The following is a 23,904-nucleotide window of genomic DNA, read 5'->3' as shown; positions in this document are numbered from 1 at the left end:
GTTCATGGCAGCCTTCGACCCGTGGGACCCGGCATTTCTGGCCGACCCGTACCCCGCCTATGCCGACCTGCGCGCCAAGGGCCGCGTCCAGTACTACGAGCCCACCAACCAGTGGCTGGTCCCGCAGCACGCCGACGTGTCGGCACTGCTGCGGGACCGGCGGCTGGGGCGGACGTATCAACACCGGTTCTCGCACGAGGACTTCGGCCGCACCCCGCCGCCCGCCGAGCACGAGCCGTTCCACACCCTCAACGACCACGGCATGCTCGACCTGGAGCCGCCGGACCACACCCGCATCCGGCGGCTGGTGTCGAAGGCGTTCACGCCCCGGACGGTGGAGCGCCTGAAGCCGTACGTGGCCCGGCTCGCCGGGGAACTGGTGGACGGGCTGGTGCGGAAGGGCGGCGGCGATCTGCTCGGCGACGTCGCCGAACCGCTGCCCGTCGCGGTCATCGCCGAGATGCTGGGCATCCCGGAGGCCGACCGCGGCCCGCTGCGGCCCTGGTCGGCGGACATCTGCGGGATGTACGAGCTGAACCCTCCGGAGGACGTGGCGGCGAAGGCGGTCCGCGCCTCCGTCGAGTTCTCGGAGTATCTGCGCGGGCTCATCGCCGTACGACGCGACGAACCCGGCGACGACCTCATCTCCGGTCTCATCGCGGCCCATGACGAGGGCGACCGGCTCACCGAGCAGGAGATGATCTCGACCTGCGTGCTGCTGCTGAACGCCGGGCACGAGGCGACGGTCAACGCCACCGTCAACGGCTGGTACGCGTTGTTCCGCAACCCGGACCAGCTCGCGGCCCTCCGCGCGGACCACTCCCTGATCCCGTCCGCGATCGAGGAGTTGATGCGCTACGACACCCCGCTCCAGCTCTTCGAGCGCTGGGTGCTGGACGACATCGAGATCGACGGCACGACGATCCCCAGGGGTGCGGAGATCGCCATGCTCTTCGGCTCCGCCAACCACGACCCGGCGGTGTTCCAGGACCCCGAGCGCCTCGACCTCACTCGCCCGGACAACCCGCACATCTCCTTCAGCGCCGGCATCCACTACTGCATCGGCGCCCCGCTGGCCCGTATCGAACTGGCCGCCTCGATGACGGCCCTGCTGGAGAAGGCCCCGACCCTCACCCTGGCCGCCGAGCCCGAGCGGAAGCCGAACTTCGTCATCAGGGGGCTGGAAGGGCTCCGGGTGGAGGTGGAGTAGCCCAGGGGGCCGGCCTCTCTCACGACGCCCCGAGGCGACGGCCCGCGAGCAGGACCTCGTGGACCGAGCCCGGGGGTTCGAGGAGCATGAAGCCGGCCTCCTGGCCCTGGTGGTAGATCTTCAGACGGGGCCCGTCGGCGGTCAGGCGCAGCTCTGGCCAGGGGTACGCCCACAGGAGGTTGGCGTGCTCCCAGAGCTGCAGGTGCCGGGAGGTCAGCAGCAGCTGGAAGGGCGGGTTCTCGTAGGGGGTGGGGGCTCGCCCGGGTGTGAAGGGCGGCCGCACGGTGTAGGTGCTGAGCAGTTTCTCGCCTGGCGCGAGCGTCTCGGCGCGGAGGGCGTTCTCACGGCCCGTCCTCGCCCCCGCCCAGCCGGCGAAGACGCCGCACAGGACGGTCAGCGGTGCGACGAGCCACCAAGGGGCGGCGCCTGAGAACCCGTCGAGGGCGATGGCCCCGCCACCGAGGCAGACGGCCGTGACACCGCCGGACACGGCGGCCCGGCGCATCCGCCGCTGTCTCTCGCCCTCCGGGGTACCGCGCTCCGCCCTCTGTCGTGCCATCTGGCATCCCTTCGTACGACGCGGCTCCCGCGTCCGCGACGAGCAGCAAGGGGGAAGACTCGTTCGGACGCCAGATGGTTGCAGCGTGCACGGAGTCGCCGTCACCGTCCGATCCGTCGGGCCAGGGCCCAGACCACCAGCGCGGCGGCGGTTCCGCCGAGGATCGCGAGCGGCAGCTCGGCGTAGAGCACGCTCCAGTCCGGGCTCTGTTCGAAGCGCCAGAGTCGGGGCCGTACGTCGACGGCCCACACCGCCAGCCCCAGGCCGGCCCCGGTGGCGGCGGTCAGGCAGCCTGCCGCGGCCTGTGCGCGTTGTCCCATGTTCAGGACGGACGCGCGCAGGCCGCGCGGAGGTTCCGTGTCAGGTGGTCAGGTCCCGGCGCCGCAACCCCGCCAGGCCGGCCGCGAGCAGCGCCACCGCGATGCCCGTCAACAGCACCACCGGCCCCCAACTCATCTCCCCGCCCGGCAACTTGGGCAGATGGCCGAAGGGGGACAGGTCCAGTACCGCCTGCGGTGTGTCAAGCGCCGGGCCCACCCAGCCGATGAGCAGGACGACACCGGCGACACCCCAGGCCGCCATCGCCGCCCTCGGCAGTAGCCCGTACAGGGCGACCGCCAGGCCGCCGATCACCCACACCGCGGGCACCTGGACCAGGCACGCGCCCAGGATCGGGCCCACCTCCTTGCCGTAGCCCACGGCGAAGCCGAGTCCCGTCAGCAGCATGAGCAGCACCGCCCCGCCGAAGGCGACGACCAGATGACCGGCGGCCCAGCCCAGTCGGCTCACCGCGTTCGCCAGGACCGGCTCCGCGCGGCCCGAGGTCTCCTCGCCGTGCAGGCGCAGCACGCCGCCCACGATGTACAGCGCCGCGATCAGGCCCATCATCCCGATCATCGACGCCAGGAACGCGTCCTCCAGGCCGGACTGGCCGCCCATCCGCTCGAAGATCTCGCGCGCGTTCTCGTTGTCGCCGACCAGGTCCGCCACGCCGTCCGTCAGACCGCCGTAGACCACGCCCACGACGAAGAAGGCGAGGCTCCAGCCGTAGACGCTCCCGCGTTGCAGTCGCCAGGCCAGGGCGCCCGCGGTGGACAGCCGGCCGGTGGCGGGGCCCGGGCGGGTCGGGAAGAAGCTCATTCCGACATCCCGGCGGCCCGCCAACGCGTAGGCCACCAAGGCCTGTCCGCCGATCGCCGCGGTGAACAGCAGGAGCACCCACCAGCGTTCGTCCGCGTACGGGCGCAGGTTCTCCAGCCAGCCCAGCGGGGAGAGCCAGGTCAGTGCCGAACTGCCGTCGTCCGACGCCGAGTCGCCGGCCGCGCGCAGCACGAACGCCACGCCGAGCACCCCCGACGTCAGGCCCCGTGCCAGCCGCGCGCTCTCGGTGAGCTGGGCGACGATCGCCGCCATCGTGGCGAAGAGCATGCCGACCGCGGCCACCCCGAGGCCGAGCGCCAGGGCGCCCACCGCTCCCTGACCGGCCAGGCCCGCCGTCACCAGCAGCGCGAGGACCGTGTTCGCGACGCCCGCCGTCAGCAGCGCCGCCGTCAGCGCCGCCCGCCGGCCCACCATGCCGGACGCCACCAGCTCCTGCCGCCCGCTCTCCTCCTCGTCCCGGGTGTGCCGTACGACGATCAGGAGGCTCATGACGGCCGCCAGCAGGCCCGCGTAGACCCCCACGCGCCAGGCCGTCAGCGCGCCGGTCGACGTGTCGAAGACCGGGCCGATCAGGGCCCGGAAGGACGCGTTGGTCTCCACCTGGTGGACCAGGTCGGCGCGTTCGGCGGCCGTGCCGTACAGCGACTCGATGCTGCTCGGCATGGAGAGGACCATCAGCGTGTTCACCGCGACCCAGGCGGGGATCAGCAGCCGGTCGCGGCGCAGGGAGAAGCGGAGGAGCACGCCCGTGCCCGCGAGGGAGGTCATCACGACGCCGCCTCCTGGTAGTGGCGCAGGAACAGCTCCTCCAGGGTGGGCGGTGTCGAGGTCAGCGAGCGCACGCCGGACTCGCTCAACTGCCGCAGTACGGCGTCGAGTTTGTCGGTGTCGACCTGGAGGCGGACCCGGTTGCCCTGGATGTCGAGGTCGTGGACGCCGGGGAGCGACGCCAACCCGTTGGGGGCGCCGGCCAGTTCGGCCGCGACGCTGGTGCGGGTCAGATGGCGCAGGTCGGCGAGGGAGCCGGTCTCGACCGTACGGCCGTTGCGGATGATGCTGACGCGGTCGCACAACTCCTCGACCTCGCTGAGGATGTGGGAGGAGAGAAGGACCGTACGGCCCCGGTCGCGCTCTTCCTCGACGCAGCGCTGGAAGACCTCCTCCATGAGGGGGTCGAGGCCCGAGGTCGGCTCGTCGAGGATCAGCAGGTCCACGTCCGAGGCGAAGGCCGCCACCAGGGCGACCTTCTGGCGGTTGCCCTTGGAGTAGGTGCGGCCCTTCTTGGTGGGGTCGAGTTCGAAGCGGTCGATCAGGTCGGCGCGCCGCTTGGTGTCTAGGCCGCCGCGGAGGCGCCCCATGAGGTCGATGACCTCGCCGCCGGACAGGTTGCGCCACAGCGTCACGTCGCCGGGGACGTAGGCGATCCGGCGGTGCAGCTCGACCGCGTCCGCCCAGGGGTCGCGGCCCAGGACCTGGGCGGCGCCGGAGTCGGCGCGCAGGAGGCCGAGCAGGACGCGGATGGTGGTGGACTTGCCGGCGCCGTTCGGGCCGAGGAAGCCGTGCACCTCGCCGACCTCGACGTCCAGGTCGAGTCCGTCGAGTGCGTGCGTCCTGCCGAACGCCTTGTGGAGCCCCGAGACGCTGATTGCCTTCGTCATGATTTTGAACGTACGCTTCTTTCAGAAATTTGTGAAGTTAAGGAAGCGTATGAAGCCCGGATAGGGTGGTGACCATGATGGACGCGGTGGGGCGGGACCCGGAGGCGGTCTCTCGGTTCGTGGAGCGCTTCGCGGCGCAGCTCGTCGAGGCGGGGCTGGCGCGGATGCCGGCCCGGGTGTTCGCCGCGCTGCTCGCCTCCGACAGCGGGGCCCTCACCTCGGCCCAGCTGAGCGAGCAGCTTCAGATCAGCCCGGCGGCCGTGTCCGGAGCCGTGCGCTATCTGTCGCAGGTGCACATGCTGTCGCGCGAGCGGGAGCCCGGCTCGCGGCGGGAGCGGTACCGGGTCCACTCCGACCAGTGGTACCAGGCGCTCACCAACCGCGAGGCGATCATCAAGCGCTGGGAGGACGCGCTGCGCGAGGGCGTGGCCAGCCTGGGCGCCGAGACTCCGGCGGGGCACAGACTGGCCGAGACCCTCGCGTTCTTCGAGTTCATCGAGAAGGACGTGGCCCAGATGATGGAACGGTGGCGGGCCCACCGCGCCCGGCTCTTCGGCGACCGGTAGCCGGTCACCTCTCCCGCGTCTCCTCCAGGACCGTCCGGCCGAGGAGCTGGTACCGGGCCGGGTCCCGGCGCTTCAGATACTGCGCGTACCCGAGCCCCGTCGCCGCCACCAGCGCCACCAGCCACGGGGTCGCCTTCAGCACCAGTGAGCCGGACTCCGTACCGGCCGCCGCGCCCATGTTGGAGACCAGCAGCGCCACCACGGCGAGCATCGCGACACCGCCGACGAGCGGGGCGGTGAGGGTGCGGAACCAGTGCCGGCTCTCGGGGTGATGGCGGCGGAAGTAGACCAGCACCGCGAAGGAGCAGACTGCCTGCACGACCAGGATCGCCATGGTGCCGAGGATCGCGAGCAGGACGTACGTACCGGTGTAGGGGTCCTTGCCCGCCGCCGCGAACGCCAGCAGGAGCAGGGCGGTGACGATCGTCTGGACCAGGCCCGCGATGTGCGGGGAGCCGTGCCGGGCGTGGGTGCGGCCGACGGTGTTCTTCAGGGACGGCAGGACGCCCTCGCGGCCCAGCGCGTACATGTAGCGGGCGGCGCAGTTGTGGAAGGCCATGCCGCAGGCCAGCGAGCCGGAGATCATCAGCCACTGCATGACGACGACCGCCCAGTGGCCGACGTACCGCTCGGTGGGGCCGAAGAAGAGCTGGAGGGGGTTGGCGGTGGCGACCTTCACGGCGTTCGCCTCACCCGTGCCCGAGATAGCCATCCAGGAGACGAGGACGTAGAAGACGCCGACGCCGAGCACCGAGATCATCGTCGCCTTGGGGATGATCTTCTTCGGATTGCGGGACTCCTCGCCGTACATCGCCGTCGACTCGAAGCCGACCCAGGACCAGAAGGCGAAGAAGAGACCGAGCCCGGCGGAGGTGCCCTGGAAGGCGTTGACCGGGTTGACCGGGTCGAGGCCGAAGCCGTCCGGGCCGCCGCCGTGCAGCGCGACGGAGATCGCCATCGCGGCGAGGATCGTGACCTCGGTGGCCAGCAGCACCACCAGCAGCTTCTCGGCGACCGAGATGCCGAACCAGGTGCCGGTCGCGTTGATCGCCAGCATCAGCACGGCGAACGCCCACCAGGGGACGTCGGCGCCCGTCTGGTCCTTCAGCGTCTCGGTCGCGAAGGTCGAGAAGATGCCGATCAGGGCCGGCTCGAAGACGACGTACGCGAACGTGGCGAGCAGCCCGGAGGCGAGGCCCACGGTGCGTCCGAGGCCGTAGGAGATGAAGCCGTAGAAGGCGCCGGTGGAGGTGATGTGCTTCGCCATCGATGTGAAGCCGACGGAAAAGATTGCCAGTACGACCATTGCGACGAGGTAGCTCGCGGGGGCGCCGATGCCGTTGCCGGCGGACACCATGAAGGGCACGTTGCCGGTCATCGCGGTGATCGGGGCGGCGGTCGCGACGGCCATGAAGACCACGCCCAGCAGGCCTACGGCGTTGGGTTTGAGCCGATGGACGGTGCCGTCGCCCCCTGTCGCCGCCTCGGGGGTGACGTCCTCCTGCAGTGCCATGAGCGATCCTTTCCGCCGTGCCCTGATGCAGGAGCATGCTGTACGGCGGAGGGGTCGCTCAAGGGGTCGTACCGGTTAAATATTTGTCACCAGACCTTTGGGTGGAGATCTTGGTGGCCGTCAGTGGGGCATGGCGCGGCTCATGGCCACCGCCTGTTCGTTCAGCTCCACGGCGATGCGGGCGCGGCCTGCGAGCACCAGCACCGTGGCGACGAACCCCGCCGAGAGGGCGTCGACGACGGTGTGCCGGGTGCGGCTGTGCAGGTCGAGGAGGGCACTCACGTACGCCGCGAAGGCGTCCCGGTCGATCGTGCACTCGTCGTTCTCCATCGGCCCGAACCCCGAGGGAACGCCCAGCTCCTCCTCGTAGAGCCGCACATGGCGCAGGAAGAGGCGGGCGGCCCCGTTGGAGGGGTTCCACAGGGTCTCGGCGCCGAGGTCGAAGTACTGGCTCATGGCTGCGGTGTCTCCGCTGTCTCGGGTGTGGTCGACGGACCGGCACGGTAACAACAACCCCATGTGCCACTACTGCGGGTGCCGCGAGATCCCGTTGATCAAGGAGTTCATCGCCGAGCACGAACGGGTCACCGACGCCGCCGGGGACGCCCTGCGGGCGCTGGAGCGCGGGGAGAGCGGGCGGGCGCGGGAACTGGTCGACACGATGGCCACCGAGCTGGACAGCCACTGGCGGGGCGAGGAGAACGGCCTGTTCGCGGTGATGCGGGCCGACCCGGAGTACGCCGACTACATCGACGCCCTCGTCACCGAGCACCGCGAGCTGGCCGCGCTGCTCCCGACCCTGGACCTCACCGACCCGGCCGACGTACGCACCCTGACGACAACCGTCCAGGAACTGCACCACCACATCACCAAGGAGGAGGACGGCCTGTTCCCGGCATCACTGACGGCCCTGTCGGGGGAGGAGTGGAACACGTCGATGGAGGCTTGGCGGAAGGCACATGGCATGCCGGGGCTTGATGGAGGGGGCGCTTGAGGGGGGAGGCGCTTGAGGGGGGAGGCGCTTGATGGACGGGCGCCGCGGGGCGACCGCCGCCCGCCTCGGGCTGGACGCCGGGTGAACCCGCCCGCGGGATGATCAGGGGCCCGCCTCCCGCCGAACGCCTCGAAACGCACGCTGCCCTCCCCGCACCGGACGCCCGATGAATCGGGTTCGGACCGGCCACGCCCGCGTCGGTGCGGTGGCGGAAGTCTCCGGCTCGATGCCAACCCGCCCCGCGGGATGAACCCCGGCCGCTTCCTGCCGGACGCCTGATGGACCCGCGCTGCGAGTCCCGCGTGCCGACCTCGCCCTCAGACACCTCGCAACGCCATGCCGCCCCCGCCGGACGCTTCGCAACGCCATGCCGCCCCCGCCGGACGCCTCGCAACGCGCGCCGTCCCCCCGGCACCGCACCGGCCCTCCCGATGGATCGGGCCCGTCATCGGCCCGGCAGCGTCAACCCCAGTGCTCCCTCCCACACCGTCCAGGTCCGGCGTCGTACCGGGCCCGCCACGCCCGCGTCGGCGCGGTAGCGGAAGTCTGTGCCGGTGACCGTCACCGTGCGGCCGCTGGCCCGGAGTGGGGAGGCCTCCGCGCCCACCGACGCCGGGCGTACCTCGACCTCGGCGAGGCCCGCGTCGCCCGGTGTCACCGACACCGCCTCGACGGGCTGGCCCAGGTCGACCAGCGTCACCCCGTCCACCTCCACCCGGAGCCGGGAGGGGCCGGGCGCGGGCGGCGCGGGGTCGCGGGTGGGGCGGGCCGGGACCAGGGTGCGGACGAGGGACTGGCAGGTCCGCAGCCAGGGGCGGGTGCCCATCGACGACACCTGCGCCACCTCCTCCGGCGACGCCGGCGCGTACAGCGCAGGGATGCGCAGCGCGCCCAGCACCACCCCGTCGCTGTCGTCGACGAGCAGGTCCAGGCGGCGTTCCACCCCGTCCAGGACCGTCCGCGCGGCGGCCACCGCACCCGTCGGCACGCCGAGTGAGCGGGCCACCGAGAGTGAGCCACCCACCGGCACGAAGGACAGCGCACATCCGGCCAGCTCCCGCTGCCGGTGCAACAGGGACACCGCGCGCATCAGCGCCCGGTCGTCACCGACCACCACGGGGCGTCTGGAGCCCCTGCGGGCCAGTGCGCGGGCGAACTCCTCGGGGCCCTCCGGCATACAGACCTTGGTGGTCGCACCCGCGCTGAGCACGTCTTTCGCGATGCGGACGGACTCGCCGTCGGTCCTCCGGGCGACCGGATCGATGACCACCAGCAGCTGATCGGAAGTCGCTGAAGTCGCCACCTCGGTCCTGCCTCGCTTCCTCGGGTAGCATCTTTGTGCAAGAGCCCCTTGCGCTATTGCGCCAGGGGCTTCGTCTATTCCGGGGCATCCGGGTCCGACGGGTTCGCGGCCGACCACGGCCGACGGTGGCCGAAGAAGGTCGCCGGTGTACGAGGCACAAGGCCGTGCCGCGTACGCCCCTGGCCTTGGACATGCCCCGCCCGGAAGGGGTGTACGCGCGTGCCCGCACTTGTGCTGCTCGGTGCTCAGTGGGGTGACGAAGGCAAGGGAAAGGCGACGGACCTGCTAGGCGGATCCGTTGACTATGTGGTGCGCTACCAGGGCGGCAACAACGCCGGCCACACGGTAGTCGTGGGCGACCAGAAGTATGCCCTGCACCTGCTCCCTTCCGGAATCCTGTCCCCGGATTGCACTCCGGTCATCGGCAACGGTGTCGTCGTCGACCCGTCGGTCCTGTTCTCCGAGCTGAACGGGCTGAACGAGCGAGGCGTCGACACGTCCAAGCTCCTGATCAGCGGTAATGCCCACCTCATCACGTCGTACAACGTGACCGTCGACAAGGTGACGGAACGCTTCCTCGGGAAGCGGAAGATCGGCACGACCGGGCGCGGCATCGGTCCGACGTACGCCGACAAGATCAACCGCGTCGGGATCCGGATCCAGGACCTGTACGACGAGTCGATCCTCACCCAGAAGGTCGAGGCGGCGCTCGACGGCAAGAACCAGCTGCTGACCAAGGTCTTCAACCGGCGTGCCATCGAGGTCGGCCAGGTCGTCGAGGAGCTGCTGTCCTACGCGGACCGGCTGAAGCCGTACGTCGCGGACACGGTCCTGGTCCTGAACCAGGCGCTGGAGGCCGACAAGGTCGTCCTCTTCGAGGGCGGCCAGGGCACGCTCCTCGACATCGACCACGGCACGTACCCCTTCGTGACGTCCAGCAACCCCACCGCGGGCGGCGCCTGCACCGGTGCCGGTGTCGGACCCACGAAGATCAGCCGGGTCATCGGCATCCTGAAGGCGTACACGACCCGTGTCGGCTCGGGTCCGTTCCCGACCGAGCTGTTCGACGAGGACGGCGAGGCGCTGCGCAGGATCGGTGGCGAGCGTGGTGTGACCACGGGTCGTGACCGGCGCTGCGGCTGGTTCGACGCGGTGATCGCCCGCTACGCGACCCGCGTGAACGGCCTCACGGACTTCTTCCTCACCAAGCTCGACGTCCTCACCGGCTGGGAGCAGATCCCGGTCTGCGTGGCCTACGAGATCGACGGCAAGCGCGTCGAGGAGCTCCCGTACTCCCAGACCGACTTCCACCACGCGAAGCCGATCTACGAGACCCTGCCGGGCTGGTCCGAGGACATCACCAAGGCGAAGTCCTTCTCCGACCTGCCGAAGAACGCGCAGAACTACGTCAAGGCGCTGGAGGAGATGTCCGGCGCCCCGATCTCCGCGATCGGCGTGGGCCCGGGCCGGGACGAGACGATCGAGATCAACTCGTTCCTGTAGGTCGTATCAACGCCCATGGGCCGGTCATGGAACTCCTTGACCGGCCCATGGCTTGTTTCTGGGGTGTTCCTGGTTCCGTCGGGAAGTGGCGGAAGGCAACTATCTACGCGGGTAGTTGTGCCCTCCTCCCTCTCCCGTCCCAGGAGTCCTCCATGCCCGTCCCGCCCATGAACCGCCGTGAGTTCGTGCAGAAGTCGGCCGTCACCGGAGCGGCCGTCGCGGTCGCCGGAACACTCGCCACCGGCGAGGCGCAGGCCGCCGAACACCCGCCCCGCACCTGGTCGTTCTCCGTCCTCGGCACCACCGACCTGCACAGCCATGTCTTCGACTGGGACTACTACAAGGACGCCGCCTACAGCGATGCCAAGGGCAACTCCGTCGGGGTCGCCCGGGTCGCCACGCTCATCAAGCAGCAGCGCGCGGCCAAGGGCGAGCACCGGGTCCTGCTGGTCGACGCCGGTGACATCATCCAAGGCACCTCGCTGGCCTACTACTTCGCGCGCGTGCGGCCCATCACCGACAAGGGCGCGCCGAAGCACCCGATGGCCGTCGCCATGAACCACATGCGCTACGACGCCGCCGCCCTCGGCAACCACGAGTTCAACTACGGCATCGAGGTGCTGCGGAAGTTCGAGGAGCAGTGCCGCTTCCCGCTCCTCGGCGCCAACGCGCTGGACGCCAAGACGCTGAGGCCCGCCTTCCCGCCGTACACCGTGAAGCGGATCCGTGTGCCGGGCGCGCCGGACATCAAGGTCGGCATCCTCGGACTCACCAACCCCGGCATCGCCCTGTGGGACAAGGACAACGTGAGCGGGAGGATGGTCTTCCCGGGGCTGGTCGAGCAGGCGAAGAAGTACGTGCCGCGGCTGCGGGCGCTGGGCTGTGACGTGGTCTTCCTGACCGACCACTCCGGGCTCGACGGGTCGACGTCGTACGGTGACGCGCTCCCGTACGTCGAGAACGCCTCCAACCTCGTCGCCGAGCAGGTCCCCGGCATCGACGCGATCCTCGTCGGCCACACCCACGTCGAGGTCCCGTCGTACACCGTGAAGAACGCGGAGACGGGCGAGGAGGTGCTCCTCTCCGAACCGTACTGCTGGGGCTACCGGCTCAGCGTCTTCGACTTCGAGGTCGAGCTGGAGCACGGGCGTTGGAAGGTCACCAAGAAGACCGCGCAGACCCTCGACCCGAAGGGCGTCGACGAGGACCCGGAGATCAGGAAGCTCCTTGAGGCCGACCACGAGCTGGTGGTCAAGTACGTCAACACGGCCGTGGGGACGTGCACCCAGGACCTGTCCGCCGCGGACTCCTGCTGGAAGGACGTCCCGATCATGGACTTCATCCACCAGGTGCAGCTGGACACGGTCAAGGCGGGCCTGTCGGCGTCCGACGCCGCGCTGCCGCTCATCTCCGTCGCCGCGCCCTTCTCCCGTACCGCCGACATCCCGGCCGGCAGCGTCACCATCAAGGACATCGCCGGGCTCTACATCTACGACAACACCCTGTACGGCAAGAAGCTCACCGGCGCCCAGCTCAGGGACTACCTGGAGTACGCGGCGAAGTACTACCACCAGGTCCCGGCGGGCACGGCCGTGGACACCGCCACGCTCACCAACGCCAACAGCTTCTGGGACTACATGTACGACACCGCCGCGGGCGTCTCCTACGAGATCGACATCGCGGCGGCGGAGGGGTCGAGGATCAAGAACCTGACCTACGGCGGTACGGCCGTCGCCGACGACCAGGTCTTCGTCGTCGCCGTCAACAACTACCGGGCCAACGGCGGTTCGGGATACCCGCACATCGCGACCGCCGACATCGCGTACAGCTCCACCAACGAGATCCGCCAGCTGATGATCGACTACGTGACGGCGAAGGGGACGCTGGACCCGGCCGACTTCGCGGCGACGAACTGGAAGCTGACCCAGGACGGCACGCCTGTGTTCTGACGGGGACACAACGTCCACCGGACGTTTATGAGGACTTGGTAACCCTGGTACCAGACGTACTCATTCGCTTCGGGGGGACCGATGGATACGGAAGGCTGGATCGGCGAGCTGGGCAGACCGGGGAGCGTGCGGGAGCTGGGCGGGGTGCGGGTGTCCGCCGTGCGCTGCCCGGCCCGGTCGCTGGCCGGGGGCGGCGGAGGCCCGTACCATCTGGCGCTGCTCCTGGCCGGGGAGCTCGTCCTGGACCAGGAGGGCCGGACGGCACGGACCGGGTGCGGGGAGCTGGTGCTGCTGGACGGGGGACGGCCGTTCCGGCTGGCGTTCACCGCGCCCCGGAACACGGTCGTCACCGCCCATCTGCCCGTCGTCCCCGGCGACCCGGCGCGGTGTGTGGCGCGTACGTTCAGCGGCCGGGAAGGGCTGGGCGGGCTGGTCGCCGGGTTACTGACGGGACTGGCCCGGGACACCACCCCGTACCGGCCCGCGGAGGAACGGCGGCTGGGTCAGGCGGTACTCGAACTCGCGGGTGCGCTACTGGACTTGAAGCCCTCGCAGGTCCGTCCGGCACCCCACCTCCCGCGAATCCAGGCCTACATCCTGGAACACCTGGGCGACGGCCGCCTCACTCCCGACGACGTGGCCGCCGCGCACCACATCTCGACCCGCTATCTGCACCGGCTCTTCCAGCGTGAGGGCCTGACCGTGGCCGCCTGGATCAAGGCGCAGCGGCTGGCGCGCTGCCGCCGCGACCTGGCCGACGCGCGCCTCGCCCATGTGCCGGTGCATCTCATCGCGGCCCGCTGGGGGTTCGCCCAACCCGCCGATTTCAGCCGGGCGTTCCGCACCGCGTACGGCGTGGCGCCGTCGGCTTTCCGGGTGCGCTCCCTGCCAACAAACAGTGCGCGTACCGCCAACGACACGTCCCTCGTGGCTCAGCAGACTCAGATGTGAGTCCCAGAACCACAACCATGGGGGAACGCATGGCTGAGAAGGAAGCGGTGGCGGCCGCGGCCGCCGACCAGAAGCCCGTCGAACCGCGCGGCGGTGCCGGGGTGTTCGATGTCGACCCGGACCAGTCCGGGGTGAGCCAGGACCCGAAGAAGGTCGTCAAGGGGGACATCTCCGTCTTCCCCGAGAACACGGAGGTCTGAGATGGGTTCCGTAGCGGGGATGCTCGCGCAGATGCGCGCACTCATCGGCACCGGGGAGTACCCGCCCGGCTCCAACAGCAACAAGGTCACCGACTGGTACGGCTTCGACGACGCGTGGTGCGACATGACGGTCAGCTACGCCGCCGCCCACTCGGACAACCTCAGCGCGGTCGGCGGCAAGTTCGCGTACACCGTCGCGCACGCCAACAACTTCCAGTCGCGCGGCCGTTGGCACTACGGCCTGGGTGGCATCCGCCCCGGGGACATCGTCTTCTTCGACTGGGACGGCAGCCGCAGCATCAGCCGCATCGACCATGTCGGTGTCGTGGAGGCGGTGCACTCCAACGGCACCATCACCACCATCGAGGGCAACACCAGCGACAAGTGCCAGCGCCGCAGCCGCAACTCCGCCTGTGTGGTGGGCTACGGCCGGCCCAGCTACGGCGACGCCAGCCCGCTGCCGTCGACCGACGGCATCCTGCGCAAGGGCTCCAAGGGCGCGGCGGTCAAGACGCTCCAGAGCAACCTGAACACCGTCATGAAGTCGGGCCTCGTCGTGGACGGCGACTTCGGCTCGGCCACCGACACCGCGGTACGGGCCTTCCAGAAGAAGTACGGCCTGACGGTCGACGGCGAGTACGGGCCCCGGTCCGCCGCCGTCATGAAGTCCGCGCTCAAGGGCGGCACCAAGCCCACCCAGCCGACCCCGCGTCCGCCGGCCGCCGGAAAGCTGAAGGTGGACGGCGAGTTCGGCCCCGCCACCACCGCGGCCCTCCAGCGCGCCCTCAACAAGCACGGCGCCAAGCTCTCCGTCGACGCCTCCTTCGGCCCGCTCACCAAGAAGGCGCTCCAGTCCTATCTGAAGGTGACACCGGACGGCGTGATCGGCCCCAACACGATCAAGGCCCTCCAGAAGAAGGTCGGTTCGGGCGTCGACGGCCAGTGGGGCGCGGACACGACCCGCCACCTCCAGACGGCGTTGAACGCGGGCACGTTCTGAGGGTGCGGTTCACGCGCCACGCGGGCCGGCGTGGCGCGTGAACCTGCCGCTCAGTCCGCGGTACGCGGCCCCGAGCACCGCCGCCTGCGCCACCGCGCCGATCACGATCCCGGTCCACGCGAGCGGGCCGGGGAGCATCACGAACAGCAGGGATGTCGGGGCGGTGACCAGGAACGCCCAGATCGCGGCGAGGCTCGCGTCGGCGTGGTCGACGAGGAGGGCGTCCGCGCCGGCCCAGACCGCCACGCCGGCCACGATCAGCAGGTAGCCGAGGGCCACCGGGGTGCGCAGGGCCTGGATGAGGGGGCGGATGCCGTTCATGGGAGTGCCTCCGGGAGATCGTCCGTGTCTCTGGTGTTCTCAGGTGCTCACTGGGTGATCTCCACGATGCCGCCCGGGGCCCGACCGCCGCCTGAGTAGCCGTACTCACGTTCGTCGATCCGGCTACCTATCGCCCCGGTCGGAACGCCTCCGCGTGCGCCCTCGCCCACTGCGTGAACGTCCGCGCCGGTCGTCCCAGTACCTTCGCCACCGTCGGGAGGACCTCCGTGCCGCGGTCGTCGTCGAGGGTGTGGTGGAGGATCGCGTCGACGACGTCGGGCGGGAAGCCGTAGCGCTCCATGGCCGCGCGGGCCGCCTCGGTCGGGACGGGGCGGACGCGCAGGTGGCGGGAGAGAGCGTGGCCGAGGAGTGCGAGTTCCTCGGTCGGGGTCAGGGACTCCGGGCCGCTCAACTCGTAGGTCAGGCCCGCGTGTTCGTCGGTCGTCAGGGCCAGGGCCGCGATCTCCGCCAGGTCCGCGGGGTCGATGCTCGCCGCCGGGCGGTCGGCGAAGGGGATCGCCACCTCGTCGCCGGCGCGGAGCTGGGGCGCCCATTGCAGGGCGTTGGACATGAAGCGGCCGGGGCGCAGGAGCGTCCAGGCCGGGAACCGGTCGACGATCGCCGCCTCCGCCGCCGCGTGCCAGCGGACGATCGGATCGCTGTCGGTGCCCCCGCCCCCGCCCCCGGCGCCGTCGCTGTCGCCGCCCCCGTCGACGTCTCCGTTGCTGCCCGTACCGCCTCCGTCCAGCACCGACAGCTTCACCAGGCGTCGTACGCCCGCCTCTCGCGCCGCTTCCGCCAGGGCCAGGTCGTGGGTGGGGGCGGGGGCCGTGGCCACCGGCTGGGCCGACATCAGGAAGGCCGCGGAGGCGCCCGCGAACGCCGCCGCCAGGCTCGCCGGGTCGGCGGCGTCGCCGTACACCGGCTCCACGCCGGCCGGGAAGCGGGCCTCGCGCGGGCGCCGTGTCATGGCCCGTACGGGCTCGCCGGACGCCGCCAGCCGTCGTACGAGCTCGCCGCCCACGTGTCCTGTCGCACCGGTCACCAGGATCATCGCCGTATCTCCCTTCGGGTACGGCTTCAGCGTGCTCCCGGACCGCCCGGCGCGCGTCGCACCCCGGGAGGCTTCCCCGGGTCTCCCGGAGGAGTAGGGGCCCCGCGGGGACGGGACATATGGGGCGTACGCATCTACGCTGTAAACATGCGCGTGTCCGCCGACGGAAGAAGGTGAGTGCGATGCGCGTCCTGCTCAAGGCGTCCATGAACACCGAGAAGGCCAACGAGGTCATCCGCAGCGGCAAGATGCCCCAGCTCATGCAGGAGGCCATGGGGAACATCAAGCCCGAGGCCGCCTACTTCACGCTCGACCACGGTGTCCGCACCTGTTACCTGGTCTTCGACATGCAGGACAGCTCTCAGATGCCACAGATCGGGGAGCCCTTCTTCATGGACCTCGACGCCGAACTGACCATGACTCCGGTCATGAACGCCGACGACCTGCAGAAGGGGTTGTCCCAGCTGCGGTAGCTCCCGTCAGCTGAAGATGATCATCGAGCCCTGTGCCAGGCTCCGGGTCGCCGCCGCGTGCAGGCCCAGCCAGACGTGCCGTTCACGGGAGAAGGGGCTGGGGTCGTACGGCGCGGGGACCGCCGGCTCCTCCAACTCCGTGGGGCCCCGGGGCGGCTGGGGCGCCGCCGGGGGGTTGGCGGGGTCTATGCCGATCGACGGGGCGACCAGCTGAAGCTCCCGCAGCAGGGTCTGCGCGGAACCCAAGGGGCCGCCGCCCGCGAGGAGTTCGTCGTTGGCCAGCGGGTGCGGGAAGTCGACGGGGACGTACGCGCCCGCGTGGTCGTAGTGCCAGACCAGGTGGGACTGCTGGGCGGTCGTCTCGAACATCTCCAGCAACTGCTCGTAGTCCCCGCCCAGTTCGTCGACCGGCGTGACGGGCAGGCCGCAGACCTGGAGCAGATACGCGCGGCGCAGGAAGTGCAGGGCGTCGTAGTCGAAGCCGGCCACCGGGGCGACCTCGCCGGACAGGCCCGGCATGTACTGGTACACCGGCACCGGCGGCAGGCCGGACTCGGCCAGCACCTTGTTGTACTGCGCGAGTTCCTCGGCGAACGGGTTGTCGGGCGTGTGGCACAACACGTCGACGAGCGGTACCAGCCACAGGTCACAGGCCAAAGAGGGCTCCTCGGATAGCTCGGTGCGGCACGGCGGTCATAGCTCCGTGTAGCGAAGCGGTCAGGGAAGAGTAGTCGTGAACGTCCCATACCCAAAGCCGGTGCGCATCGTTCATTCCCCGGCCAGGCGCTCGATGACGGCGAGGGACTGCGCGTTGTACGCGCCGACGATCTCCCGGGCGGCGGCGGTGTCACGGCGGACCAGGGCGTCGACCAGCTCGGTGTGGTCGGCCCACAGCTGTCCGCGCAGATCGGTCAGCCGGCGCAGATGCTGCACCGCGCACACCCAGGACTGCACGCGCAGCCGGTGCAGGAAGTCGGCGAGGTAGGGGTTGCCGAAGACCGAGCTCAACTCGCGCCAGAACCGCAGGTCATAGCCGATCAGCACGGTGAGGTCACCGGCCGCGGCCGCCCGCTGCGCCTCCTCGCCGCGGCGCCGCACCCCGGTGAGGACGGCGAGGACGCGGGTGCCGTCGGGGTCGTTCACAAAGCCCTTGTGACCGCGGTCCAGGGCCTGGAACATGCCGTCGATGACGAGGCTGCGGGCCTCGATGATGCCGCGGTAGTCCTCGACCGAGTACTCGTGGACCCGGAAGCCGCGATGCTGGTCGGCCTCCAGCAGTCCTTGAGCGGCGAGATCGACGAGCGCCTCGCGCACCGGGGTGGCGGACACCCCGTACTGCTCGGCGATCTCCTTGACCGTGAACTCCTGCCCCGGCTGGAGCCGGCCGCCCAGCACCTCGTCGCGAAGCGCGTCGGCGATCTGCTGCCGCAGGGTGTTGCGGGTCACGGCGCCGTTGCCGCTGCTGCCGGGCATGGTCGGGCCTCTCCCTGGGGGCGTTCGGGTGGCGTGCACGTACATGTCTACGAGCACGCCACCTTACGCGTTCGGGTTTCCCGTGGTTACCCGCGCAGCGACCCTCAGGGCGCCCCCCGCGGCTACTCCGTGTACTCGTCCGCCACGGAGAGCGCCGCGTCCAGTGCGGACAGGCCTTCCTTGAGCTCGGACTCGGACACGTTGCACGGCGGCACCACATGGGTGCGGTTCATGTTGATGAACGGCCAGATGCCGTGCTTCTTCGCGGCGGCGCCGAACGCGGCCATCGGGGCGTTGGCCTCCCCGGCCGCGTTGTACGCCACCAGCGGCTCGCGGGTCTCCTTGTTCTTCACCAGGTCCAGCGCCCAGAACATGCCGACGCCGCGCACCTCGCCGACCGAGGGGTGCCGCTCGGCGAGCTCGCGCAGGGCGGGCTCGACGACGGTCGCCCCCAGGCTCTTGGCGTTCTCGACGACACCCTCCTCCGCCATGACGTTGATCGTCGCGACGGCGGCGGCACAGGCCAGCGGATGCCCGGAGTACGTCAGACCACCGGGGTACGGCCGCTTCCCGAAGGTCTCCGCGATGGCGCCGGAGATGGCGACACCGCCGAGCGGGACGTACCCGCTGTTCACACCCTTGGCGAAGGTCATCAGGTCGGGCACGACGTCGAACAGATCCGCCGCGAACCACTCACCGGTCCGCCCGAACCCGGCCATGACCTCGTCGAGGACGAAGACGATCCCGTACTTGTCGCAGATCTCGCGCACCCCGGCGAGATAGCCGGGCGGCGGCACCATGATCCCGGCCGTGCCGGGGATGGTCTCCAGGATGATCGCGGCGACGGTCGCCGGCCCCTCGAAGGCGATCGTGGTCTCCAGGTGCTCCAGCGCCCGGGCACACTCCTGCTCCTCGGTCTCCGCGTAGAAACGGGAGCGGTAGAGGTACGGCGCCCAGAAGTGCACGACACCGGCGGAGCCACTGTCGGAGGCCCAGCGGCGCGGGTCACCGGTGAGGTTGATCGCCTGCTGGGTACCACCGTGGTACGACCGGTACGCGGAGAGCACCTTGGGGCGCCCGGTGTGCAGCCGGGCCATCCGCACCGCGTGCTCCACGGCGTCGGCCCCGCCGTTGGTGAAGAAGATCTTGTCCAGGTCGCCGGGCGTCCGCTCGGCGATCAGCCGGGCCGCCTCCGAGCGGGCCTCGATCGCGAACGCGGGCGCGAACGTGGACAGGGTCGCGGCCTGCTCCTGGATCGCGGCGACGACCTTCGGATGCTGGTAGCCGATGTTCGTGTAGACGAGGCCACTGGTGAAGTCCAGGTACCGCTTGCCGTCGTAGTCCCAGAAGTACGACCCCTCCGCGCCGGCGACGGCGAGCGGGTCGATGAGCTCCTGCGCGGACCAGGAGTGGAACACATGAGCACGGTCCGCGGCCTTCACGGCGGCGCCGACCTCGGGGTTGGGCTGAGGGGTCATGCCCGTGAGCGTAAATGTCCGCGATGCGGAAGCGGTATCGGCGTCCTGTCTGTGGACGGGGGGTTTCCGCGACAGGTTGTCGCGTGAGGGGAGCGGGCGGGGCGGTTCGTCCCTACTCTCGGAGAGGGGCGCGCCTCACGTGGCGGCCCCCGGACGTGGGTGGCATCGGGGGGCGGGCCATGTTGCGAAAGATCACCGACGAAATGCGCCGCTACATGAACAGCGGCTGCTGTCCGTACTGCGGCGCCGCGATTCTGAACGGCGCCTACAACCTGCTCAACGACACGCTGAACCTCAGCGCCGGCGGCAGCGGTCTGAACACCTTCGAGCGGATGCGGCTCGCTCCCGGCGGTGCCCACGTCACGTACTCGCAGCCCAACACCTTCACCTGCGGCTGGTGCCGGGAGGCCTGGAACATCCGGGAGAACATGACGCCCAGTCAGGGGCAGGCCCTCCTCTTCTCGGCGATGAACGCGCGGCAGAACTCGTCCACCACGGCCGCCGCACGCACTCCCGGCCAGTTCCGGCTGACGCGGCTTTCGAAGCTGCGACGCGTGAAGTACCCAGCCCGCACCGAGAGCCACGTCATGCGCAACGGCAGCGCCGCAACGGTCACGGGCTCCCACGAGTTCGCCTGGACCGTGGCGCGTACGGTCACGGTCGATCACCACAACGTCACGGTCCAGGGCACGCAGGGAGGGCTGAACTTCGCCGGGTTCGCCTCCCTCGGCAGGACGCTGAGCGACGAGGTCAGGCGGTCCTACTCGGTGACGGCGCGGGCGGAGCTGTCCCGGAAGCACACCGTGGCGGTACCGGTTCCGCCGTACTCGGCGATCGAAGTGGTGCTCACCTGGGAGATCGTGCAGGAGCCCGGTTGGGGCCTGTTCACCGGCACGGCGGGTGAGGTGTTGCAGATGCCGTTCACCGTGGATATGGACCTGCTCGTCGACTGGACCACGCGAGACGTCTATTGACGGCGGGCCCGAGCCGGTCGCCCCGCCCGTCACAGAAGCGGACCGCGCCGTTACGGAACCGTCGAACCCGGCCCGCTCATCTCCCCCTGCCCCCGCACTATCGTGGGGCTGTTGCACAGGCGCACAACGGGGGACGTCGGGGAGGGCCTGCGATGGAGAAGCTGGGGGCCGGGGATCCGCACCGGATCGGGGCGTATCGGCTGCTGGCGCGGCTCGGGGCCGGGGGCATGGGACAGGTGTACCTCGCCCGGTCGGACCGGGGGCGGACCGTCGCCGTGAAGCTGGTGCGCGAGGAGCTGGCCCAGCAGGAGGAGTTCCGGGGCCGGTTCCGGCAGGAGGTGCAGGCCGCCCGGCAGGTCGGCGGCCACTGGACCGCGCCCGTCCTCGACGCCGACACCGAGGCCGCCGTGCCCTGGCTCGCCACCGGGTACGTCGCCGGGCCCAGTCTCCAGCAGGTCGTCGGTCATGATCATGGCGCGCTGCCCGAGCGGTCGGTGAAGATCCTCGCCGCCGGGCTCGCCCACGCGCTGAAGGACATCCACGCGGCCGGGATCATCCACCGGGACCTGAAGCCCTCCAACGTGCTGGTGACCATCGACGGGCCCCGGGTCATCGACTTCGGCATCGCGCGGGCCCTGGAGACGGTGACCGACGGCGGCCTGACCAGGACCGGCGCCCTGGTCGGCTCGCCCGGCTTCATGGCGCCCGAGCAGGTGCGGGGCGACCGGATCACGCCCGCGTGCGACGTCTTCTGCCTCGGCTCCGTGCTCGCGTACGCCGCCACCGGCACGCTTCCCTTCGGCGCCGGGGGCAGCGGAGTGCACGCCCTGATGTTCCGGATCGCCCAGGAGGAACCCGACCTGGAGGGGGTGCCGGAGGGCCTCGCCGATCTCGTCCGGGACTGTCTGCGGAAGGACCCGGCCGCCCGGCCCACCCTGGACCAGGTCCTCGACCGCACCGGCGCCGAGGACACGGTGTCCGGCGGACGCTCCCGCGACCCGTGGCTGCCGAGCGCCCTGGTGGCCCAACTCGGTCGGCATGCGGTGCAGTTGCTGGACACGGAGGATCCGGAGAGCGGGGAGGGGGCGACCGGTGAGGTGCCTCCCGAGCACGCTCCGGCCGCCGCCGAGGACGCCTCCGCGCCGCCCTCGCCGCGTCAGCCGGGGGCGCCGCTGAACCATCTGCCGACGGTGGTCGGGCAGCAGGGGGAGGTGGCGCCTGTGCCCACTCCACCCACTCCGGCCGCCCCCGCGGGCTACGCGGGCCATGCGGGCCATGCGCAGACCCCACCGCCCGCCCACCCCGCCTACGGGTATCCCCAGCATCACCCTCAGACGCCCGCGGCCACTCCCGCCTACGGCCACCCGCAGCAGCCCTGGACGCCGGGAGCCCCGGCGCCGTACAACCCGTACAGCGGCGCACCCGGTGCCCCCGGCGCCCCCGGCGCGACCCCGCCGTACGGTCCGGGGGCGACCCCGCCCTACGGCCCCGGCGTCGCCCCCTACCCGCCGCAACCGCACCCCCAGCCCGACCCCTCGCGCCGCAACGGCCGCTCCACGATCGCGCTCGTCGCCGTCGCGCTGGTCGTCGCGCTCGGCGCCGGCGGTTCGGTCTACGCGCTGATGAGCAACGCCGGTGACGCGGACGACAAGGGCGGAGGCGACAGAGGTACGCCCACGGCGACCGCGCCCACCACCCCCGGCCCGACCACCGACGCCCCCTCGCCCTCGCCGTCCCCGTCGGCCTCCACCTCGGCCCCGGCCGACGGCACGGTCCCCGCCGGCTACCTCGGGACGTGGACCGCGACGATCGACAACGCCGAGGGACAGCACACCCGCCAACTCACCATCCAGGACGGCGAGGTGGGCGACACCGTCCTCTCCCTCGTCGCCGACGGCCCCGACTACCACTGCGTCTTCCAGGCCGCCCTCACCGAATCCCCCGGCAGCGACGGCCCGTTGGAGATCGGCCCGTCCACGGTGTCCGTCGGACAGCCCGCCTCCTCCTGCACCCCGGGCGCGGCCACCGAGATCATCCTGCGCTCCGACGGCACCCTGGAGCGGGTGAACACGAGCAACGGGGAGAAGCTGACGTACACCAAGCAGTAGCCCGAAGTCGGCGTCGCCGTAAGGAAGTTGAGGCCGCACACTCGTACGGTCCCGTCGGTGGAATGGCTGAGCGCAGAGAACCTCGTCGCCGTCGGGGCCGCCGTCCTCGGCATCGCCGCCTCCGGTGTCATGGTCTGGTACGAACGCCGGGTGCCGCGCCGCAAGCGGATCGGCCGTCGGATACAGCGAACTCACCGTCGCGGCGGGCCACGAGGGGGTGCGCACGGTGCCGCTCGACGGCGTCGCTCCGTCCGTCAAGGCCGACCGCTACCCCTACCGGGGCGTCGAGTACGCCTACACGCACCGCGCCCCGCGGCCGGGTTCGCTCGCCGCCGCCTTCTTCGCCTACCTCGACGAGGCCACCAGTCAGGACGTGATCCGCGAGTACGGCCACCTTCCGTGCGAGCGGCAGGAGGAGTTGTGCGGGTGACCCCCTGGGGGCGCGGCGAAGAGGCGCCCGGTCACCTGGGCTCAGGCGGACGCTGCCGAGGCATGTTCGGCCGAGCCCCGTTCGCCGGCGGCAACGGGAACCGCCCCTGCCCCCCACCCCCGTCCTGCCGCGGCACGGACGCCACCGCCGACTGGATCCCGAGCGGCGCGGGCCCGGTCCGGAACTCCACCATCCAGTCCGCCGTCTCCACCCGGACCAGCTCGGTCACATCCTCCGAGAACCGCCGCAGCACCCCCAGACACCGCTCCGCCGCCTCCCCGGCCGTGCCCTCCGCGGGACCGAGCACCTCCCGCACACTCTCGGCGGCCCAGTCGAACTGCAACACCTGAAGCCGCCGCTGCACGGCCTGCGCGGTGGCCACATCCCTTATCCACCCGGACGTCACCCCGAAGAACCGGTCGACGGCCATGCACGCGCCGGCAAGCAGCAGCGCCAGATACCCCCAGGGCGCGCCCCCGCCGACGACCCCGGTGAGGTCGAGGAGCGGCAGCGCCGCCCCGGCCACCGCCCCGGCCGCGGCGCCCGCACGCAGCGCCCGCGCCCCGCGCCGCTTCCACACCCGGTCGATGAGATACCAGGCGGCGGTGTCGAGCGCCCCGCGCTCCACCCACCGGTACAGCTCGTCCAGCCGCAGCGCGGGCTCCCCCCAGTCGCCGAGCGGGAAGGAGCGTCCCGTCAGATCGCCCGGCCGCAGTCCGGCCGCTCCCTCGCCCCGCCCGTCCTGAGGCGGACCCTCGGGCTGCATCTCCGGCTGACCCACCCGGCACTCCCTCCACGACCACGACCACGATCGATCACGCTGCGTAATGCACGTGTGACGCATGATGCCGACGTGCCGGACCTTTCCTACCTCCCAATGGGTGGCGAAGGGATAGCTTTCACCTCTTTTCCGCCCGGAAGTGGGGCTTGATCAGGTATAGGACTCGACGTCATCTCACTCGAAAGAGTGCTGGGGCGATGGCTGCGCGGAGCACGTAGGCTCATTGCAGAGGACAAGACGAGCAC

25 protein-coding genes are annotated in these 23,904 nt (G+C 70.9%); 12 read left to right on the top strand and 13 right to left on the bottom strand.

The window, feature by feature from the left end; genetic code table 11:
* Nucleotides 1-4: 4 nt before the first annotated feature.
* Nucleotides 5-1,210 (top strand): cytochrome P450, encoded by a 1,206-nt coding sequence (locus OG885_RS21285; protein WP_405733964.1) that lies wholly within the window; start codon nucleotides 5-7, stop codon nucleotides 1,208-1,210.
* A 19-nt stretch (nucleotides 1,211-1,229) separates the two neighbouring features.
* Here OG885_RS21285 and OG885_RS21280 read toward each other — a convergent pair whose 3' ends face one another.
* The 4 genes from OG885_RS21280 to OG885_RS21265 form a co-directional block, all read right to left on the bottom strand.
* Nucleotides 1,230-1,769, bottom strand: coding sequence for a hypothetical protein (locus OG885_RS21280; RefSeq protein ID WP_194078413.1), 540 nt, complete (start codon nucleotides 1,767-1,769; stop codon nucleotides 1,230-1,232).
* A gap of 101 nt (nucleotides 1,770-1,870) precedes the next feature.
* Complete coding sequence (locus OG885_RS21275) at nucleotides 1,871-2,089, bottom strand: hypothetical protein (protein ID WP_405733962.1); 219 nt, start codon at nucleotides 2,087-2,089, stop codon at nucleotides 1,871-1,873.
* A 40-nt stretch (nucleotides 2,090-2,129) separates the two neighbouring features.
* The gene (locus OG885_RS21270; protein WP_405733960.1) at nucleotides 2,130-3,698 is read right to left on the bottom strand and encodes an ABC transporter permease; all 1,569 of its coding nucleotides are present in this window, start codon (nucleotides 3,696-3,698) and stop codon (nucleotides 2,130-2,132) included.
* Entirely contained in the window at nucleotides 3,698-4,588 is an 891-nt protein-coding gene (locus tag OG885_RS21265; protein WP_405733958.1) for an ATP-binding cassette domain-containing protein, read from the bottom strand. The genes OG885_RS21270 and OG885_RS21265 overlap by 1 nt, the downstream gene beginning before the upstream one ends.
* Before the next feature lie 74 nt (nucleotides 4,589-4,662).
* Between OG885_RS21265 and OG885_RS21260 the strand changes: the two genes are divergently transcribed.
* Complete coding sequence (locus tag OG885_RS21260) at nucleotides 4,663-5,154, top strand: GbsR/MarR family transcriptional regulator (RefSeq protein WP_405733956.1); 492 nt, start codon at nucleotides 4,663-4,665, stop codon at nucleotides 5,152-5,154.
* 4 nt (nucleotides 5,155-5,158) lie between these two features.
* Here the strand turns inward: OG885_RS21260 and OG885_RS21255 are convergent, their stop codons facing one another.
* Nucleotides 5,159-6,667 (bottom strand): APC family permease, encoded by a 1,509-nt coding sequence (locus tag OG885_RS21255; protein ID WP_405733954.1) that lies wholly within the window; start codon nucleotides 6,665-6,667, stop codon nucleotides 5,159-5,161.
* Nucleotides 6,668-6,787: 120 nt separating this feature from the next.
* Complete coding sequence (locus tag OG885_RS21250; protein ID WP_405733952.1) at nucleotides 6,788-7,123, bottom strand: DUF6086 family protein; 336 nt, start codon at nucleotides 7,121-7,123, stop codon at nucleotides 6,788-6,790.
* Between OG885_RS21250 and OG885_RS21245 the strand changes: the two genes are divergently transcribed.
* On the top strand, nucleotides 7,122-7,661 hold the full coding sequence (locus tag OG885_RS21245) for a hemerythrin domain-containing protein (protein ID WP_405733950.1): 540 nt from the start codon (nucleotides 7,122-7,124) through the stop codon (nucleotides 7,659-7,661). The two genes, OG885_RS21250 and OG885_RS21245, sit on opposite strands and share 2 nt — an antisense overlap.
* A 445-nt stretch (nucleotides 7,662-8,106) precedes the next feature.
* On the opposite strand, the gene OG885_RS21240 is transcribed toward OG885_RS21245, so the two are convergent.
* The gene (locus OG885_RS21240; protein WP_405733948.1) at nucleotides 8,107-8,964 is read right to left on the bottom strand and encodes a diacylglycerol kinase; all 858 of its coding nucleotides are present in this window, start codon (nucleotides 8,962-8,964) and stop codon (nucleotides 8,107-8,109) included.
* Between the two features lie 219 nt (nucleotides 8,965-9,183).
* Here OG885_RS21240 and OG885_RS21235 point away from each other — a divergent pair, with 219 nt between their 5' ends.
* The 5 genes from OG885_RS21235 (at nucleotide 9,184) to OG885_RS21215 (ending at nucleotide 14,567) form a co-directional block, all read left to right on the top strand.
* A complete protein-coding gene (locus tag OG885_RS21235) occupies nucleotides 9,184-10,467 on the top strand; it encodes an adenylosuccinate synthase (protein WP_399952506.1) in 1,284 nt (427 codons plus the stop codon).
* Nucleotides 10,468-10,619: 152 nt separating this feature from the next.
* Complete coding sequence (locus OG885_RS21230) at nucleotides 10,620-12,416, top strand: bifunctional metallophosphatase/5'-nucleotidase (RefSeq protein ID WP_405733945.1); 1,797 nt, start codon at nucleotides 10,620-10,622, stop codon at nucleotides 12,414-12,416.
* 81 nt (nucleotides 12,417-12,497) lie between these two features.
* Nucleotides 12,498-13,367: a helix-turn-helix domain-containing protein gene (locus OG885_RS21225; RefSeq protein WP_405733943.1), complete on the top strand. Its 870-nt coding sequence runs from the start codon at nucleotides 12,498-12,500 to the stop codon at nucleotides 13,365-13,367.
* A 29-nt stretch (nucleotides 13,368-13,396) separates the two neighbouring features.
* Nucleotides 13,397-13,567, top strand: a complete 171-nt coding sequence (locus OG885_RS21220; protein ID WP_405733941.1) for a hypothetical protein — start codon at nucleotides 13,397-13,399, stop codon at nucleotides 13,565-13,567.
* Nucleotide 13,568: 1 nt separating this feature from the next.
* The gene (locus OG885_RS21215) at nucleotides 13,569-14,567 is read left to right on the top strand and encodes a peptidoglycan-binding protein (RefSeq protein ID WP_405733939.1); all 999 of its coding nucleotides are present in this window, start codon (nucleotides 13,569-13,571) and stop codon (nucleotides 14,565-14,567) included.
* Between the two features lie 9 nt (nucleotides 14,568-14,576).
* Here the strand turns inward: OG885_RS21215 and OG885_RS21210 are convergent, their stop codons facing one another.
* Nucleotides 14,577-14,888 carry an SCO4225 family membrane protein gene (locus tag OG885_RS21210; RefSeq protein ID WP_405733937.1) on the bottom strand — a complete coding sequence of 104 codons (312 nt, stop codon included), beginning with the start codon at nucleotides 14,886-14,888 and terminating at the stop codon, nucleotides 14,577-14,579.
* 127 nt (nucleotides 14,889-15,015) lie between these two features.
* A complete protein-coding gene (locus OG885_RS21205) occupies nucleotides 15,016-15,942 on the bottom strand; it encodes an NAD(P)H-binding protein (RefSeq protein WP_405733935.1) in 927 nt (308 codons plus the stop codon).
* A 182-nt stretch (nucleotides 15,943-16,124) separates the two neighbouring features.
* Here OG885_RS21205 and OG885_RS21200 point away from each other — a divergent pair, with 182 nt between their 5' ends.
* Nucleotides 16,125-16,415 (top strand): hypothetical protein, encoded by a 291-nt coding sequence (locus OG885_RS21200; protein WP_405733933.1) that lies wholly within the window; start codon nucleotides 16,125-16,127, stop codon nucleotides 16,413-16,415.
* 6 nt (nucleotides 16,416-16,421) lie between these two features.
* On the opposite strand, the gene OG885_RS21195 is transcribed toward OG885_RS21200, so the two are convergent.
* The 3 genes from OG885_RS21195 to OG885_RS21185 all read right to left on the bottom strand — a co-directional run bounded on the left by OG885_RS21195 (nucleotide 16,422) and on the right by OG885_RS21185 (nucleotide 19,366).
* The gene (locus OG885_RS21195; RefSeq protein ID WP_405733931.1) at nucleotides 16,422-17,072 is read right to left on the bottom strand and encodes a hypothetical protein; all 651 of its coding nucleotides are present in this window, start codon (nucleotides 17,070-17,072) and stop codon (nucleotides 16,422-16,424) included.
* Nucleotides 17,073-17,183: 111 nt separating this feature from the next.
* The gene (locus OG885_RS21190) at nucleotides 17,184-17,888 is read right to left on the bottom strand and encodes a GntR family transcriptional regulator (RefSeq protein WP_399952484.1); all 705 of its coding nucleotides are present in this window, start codon (nucleotides 17,886-17,888) and stop codon (nucleotides 17,184-17,186) included.
* Between the two features lie 122 nt (nucleotides 17,889-18,010).
* On the bottom strand, nucleotides 18,011-19,366 hold the full coding sequence (locus OG885_RS21185) for an aspartate aminotransferase family protein (protein WP_405733929.1): 1,356 nt from the start codon (nucleotides 19,364-19,366) through the stop codon (nucleotides 18,011-18,013).
* Nucleotides 19,367-19,545: 179 nt separating this feature from the next.
* On the opposite strand from OG885_RS21185, the gene OG885_RS21180 reads away from it, so the two are divergent.
* The 3 genes from OG885_RS21180 (at nucleotide 19,546) to OG885_RS21170 (ending at nucleotide 22,878) form a co-directional block, all read left to right on the top strand.
* Nucleotides 19,546-20,340, top strand: coding sequence for a hypothetical protein (locus OG885_RS21180; RefSeq protein ID WP_405733927.1), 795 nt, complete (start codon nucleotides 19,546-19,548; stop codon nucleotides 20,338-20,340).
* Between the two features lie 152 nt (nucleotides 20,341-20,492).
* Nucleotides 20,493-22,448 (top strand): protein kinase domain-containing protein, encoded by a 1,956-nt coding sequence (locus tag OG885_RS21175; RefSeq protein WP_405733925.1) that lies wholly within the window; start codon nucleotides 20,493-20,495, stop codon nucleotides 22,446-22,448.
* A gap of 124 nt (nucleotides 22,449-22,572) precedes the next feature.
* Complete coding sequence (locus OG885_RS21170) at nucleotides 22,573-22,878, top strand: hypothetical protein (protein WP_405733923.1); 306 nt, start codon at nucleotides 22,573-22,575, stop codon at nucleotides 22,876-22,878.
* Between the two features lie 31 nt (nucleotides 22,879-22,909).
* On the opposite strand, the gene OG885_RS21165 is transcribed toward OG885_RS21170, so the two are convergent.
* Entirely contained in the window at nucleotides 22,910-23,659 is a 750-nt protein-coding gene (locus OG885_RS21165; RefSeq protein WP_405733921.1) for an SLATT domain-containing protein, read from the bottom strand.
* Between the last annotated feature and the right edge of the window lie 245 nt (nucleotides 23,660-23,904).

It is taken from the genome of Streptomyces sp. NBC_00028 (assembly GCF_045041065.1).
GTDB lineage: Bacteria > Actinomycetota > Actinomycetes > Streptomycetales > Streptomycetaceae > Streptomyces.
Note: the sequence above shows the minus strand (reverse complement) of the source record. Positions and strands in the feature narration are given on the sequence as shown.

What these genes read in the sequence shown, in the direction of transcription:
- OG885_RS21285 (WP_405733964.1), top strand. Translation starts at nt 5, where the DNA reads ATGGCAGCCTTCGACCCGTGGGACCCGGCATTTCTGGCCGACCCGTAC.
- OG885_RS21280 (WP_194078413.1), bottom strand. Translation starts at nt 1,769, where the DNA reads ATGGCACGACAGAGGGCGGAGCGCGGTACCCCGGAGGGCGAGAGACAG.
- OG885_RS21275 (WP_405733962.1), bottom strand. Translation starts at nt 2,089, where the DNA reads ATGGGACAACGCGCACAGGCCGCGGCAGGCTGCCTGACCGCCGCCACC.
- OG885_RS21270 (WP_405733960.1), bottom strand. Translation starts at nt 3,698, where the DNA reads ATGACCTCCCTCGCGGGCACGGGCGTGCTCCTCCGCTTCTCCCTGCGC.
- OG885_RS21265 (WP_405733958.1), bottom strand. Translation starts at nt 4,588, where the DNA reads ATGACGAAGGCAATCAGCGTCTCGGGGCTCCACAAGGCGTTCGGCAGG.
- OG885_RS21260 (WP_405733956.1), top strand. Translation starts at nt 4,663, where the DNA reads ATGATGGACGCGGTGGGGCGGGACCCGGAGGCGGTCTCTCGGTTCGTG.
- OG885_RS21255 (WP_405733954.1), bottom strand. Translation starts at nt 6,667, where the DNA reads ATGGCACTGCAGGAGGACGTCACCCCCGAGGCGGCGACAGGGGGCGAC.
- OG885_RS21245 (WP_405733950.1), top strand. Translation starts at nt 7,122, where the DNA reads ATGGCTGCGGTGTCTCCGCTGTCTCGGGTGTGGTCGACGGACCGGCAC.
- OG885_RS21250 (WP_405733952.1), bottom strand. Translation starts at nt 7,123, where the DNA reads ATGAGCCAGTACTTCGACCTCGGCGCCGAGACCCTGTGGAACCCCTCC.
- OG885_RS21230 (WP_405733945.1), top strand. Translation starts at nt 10,620, where the DNA reads ATGCCCGTCCCGCCCATGAACCGCCGTGAGTTCGTGCAGAAGTCGGCC.
- OG885_RS21225 (WP_405733943.1), top strand. Translation starts at nt 12,498, where the DNA reads ATGGATACGGAAGGCTGGATCGGCGAGCTGGGCAGACCGGGGAGCGTG.
- OG885_RS21220 (WP_405733941.1), top strand. Translation starts at nt 13,397, where the DNA reads ATGGCTGAGAAGGAAGCGGTGGCGGCCGCGGCCGCCGACCAGAAGCCC.
- OG885_RS21215 (WP_405733939.1), top strand. Translation starts at nt 13,569, where the DNA reads ATGGGTTCCGTAGCGGGGATGCTCGCGCAGATGCGCGCACTCATCGGC.
- OG885_RS21210 (WP_405733937.1), bottom strand. Translation starts at nt 14,888, where the DNA reads ATGAACGGCATCCGCCCCCTCATCCAGGCCCTGCGCACCCCGGTGGCC.
- OG885_RS21205 (WP_405733935.1), bottom strand. Translation starts at nt 15,942, where the DNA reads ATGATCCTGGTGACCGGTGCGACAGGACACGTGGGCGGCGAGCTCGTA.
- OG885_RS21200 (WP_405733933.1), top strand. Translation starts at nt 16,125, where the DNA reads ATGCGCGTCCTGCTCAAGGCGTCCATGAACACCGAGAAGGCCAACGAG.
- OG885_RS21190 (WP_399952484.1), bottom strand. Translation starts at nt 17,888, where the DNA reads ATGCCCGGCAGCAGCGGCAACGGCGCCGTGACCCGCAACACCCTGCGG.
- OG885_RS21185 (WP_405733929.1), bottom strand. Translation starts at nt 19,366, where the DNA reads ATGACCCCTCAGCCCAACCCCGAGGTCGGCGCCGCCGTGAAGGCCGCG.
- OG885_RS21180 (WP_405733927.1), top strand. Translation starts at nt 19,546, where the DNA reads ATGTTGCGAAAGATCACCGACGAAATGCGCCGCTACATGAACAGCGGC.
- OG885_RS21175 (WP_405733925.1), top strand. Translation starts at nt 20,493, where the DNA reads ATGGAGAAGCTGGGGGCCGGGGATCCGCACCGGATCGGGGCGTATCGG.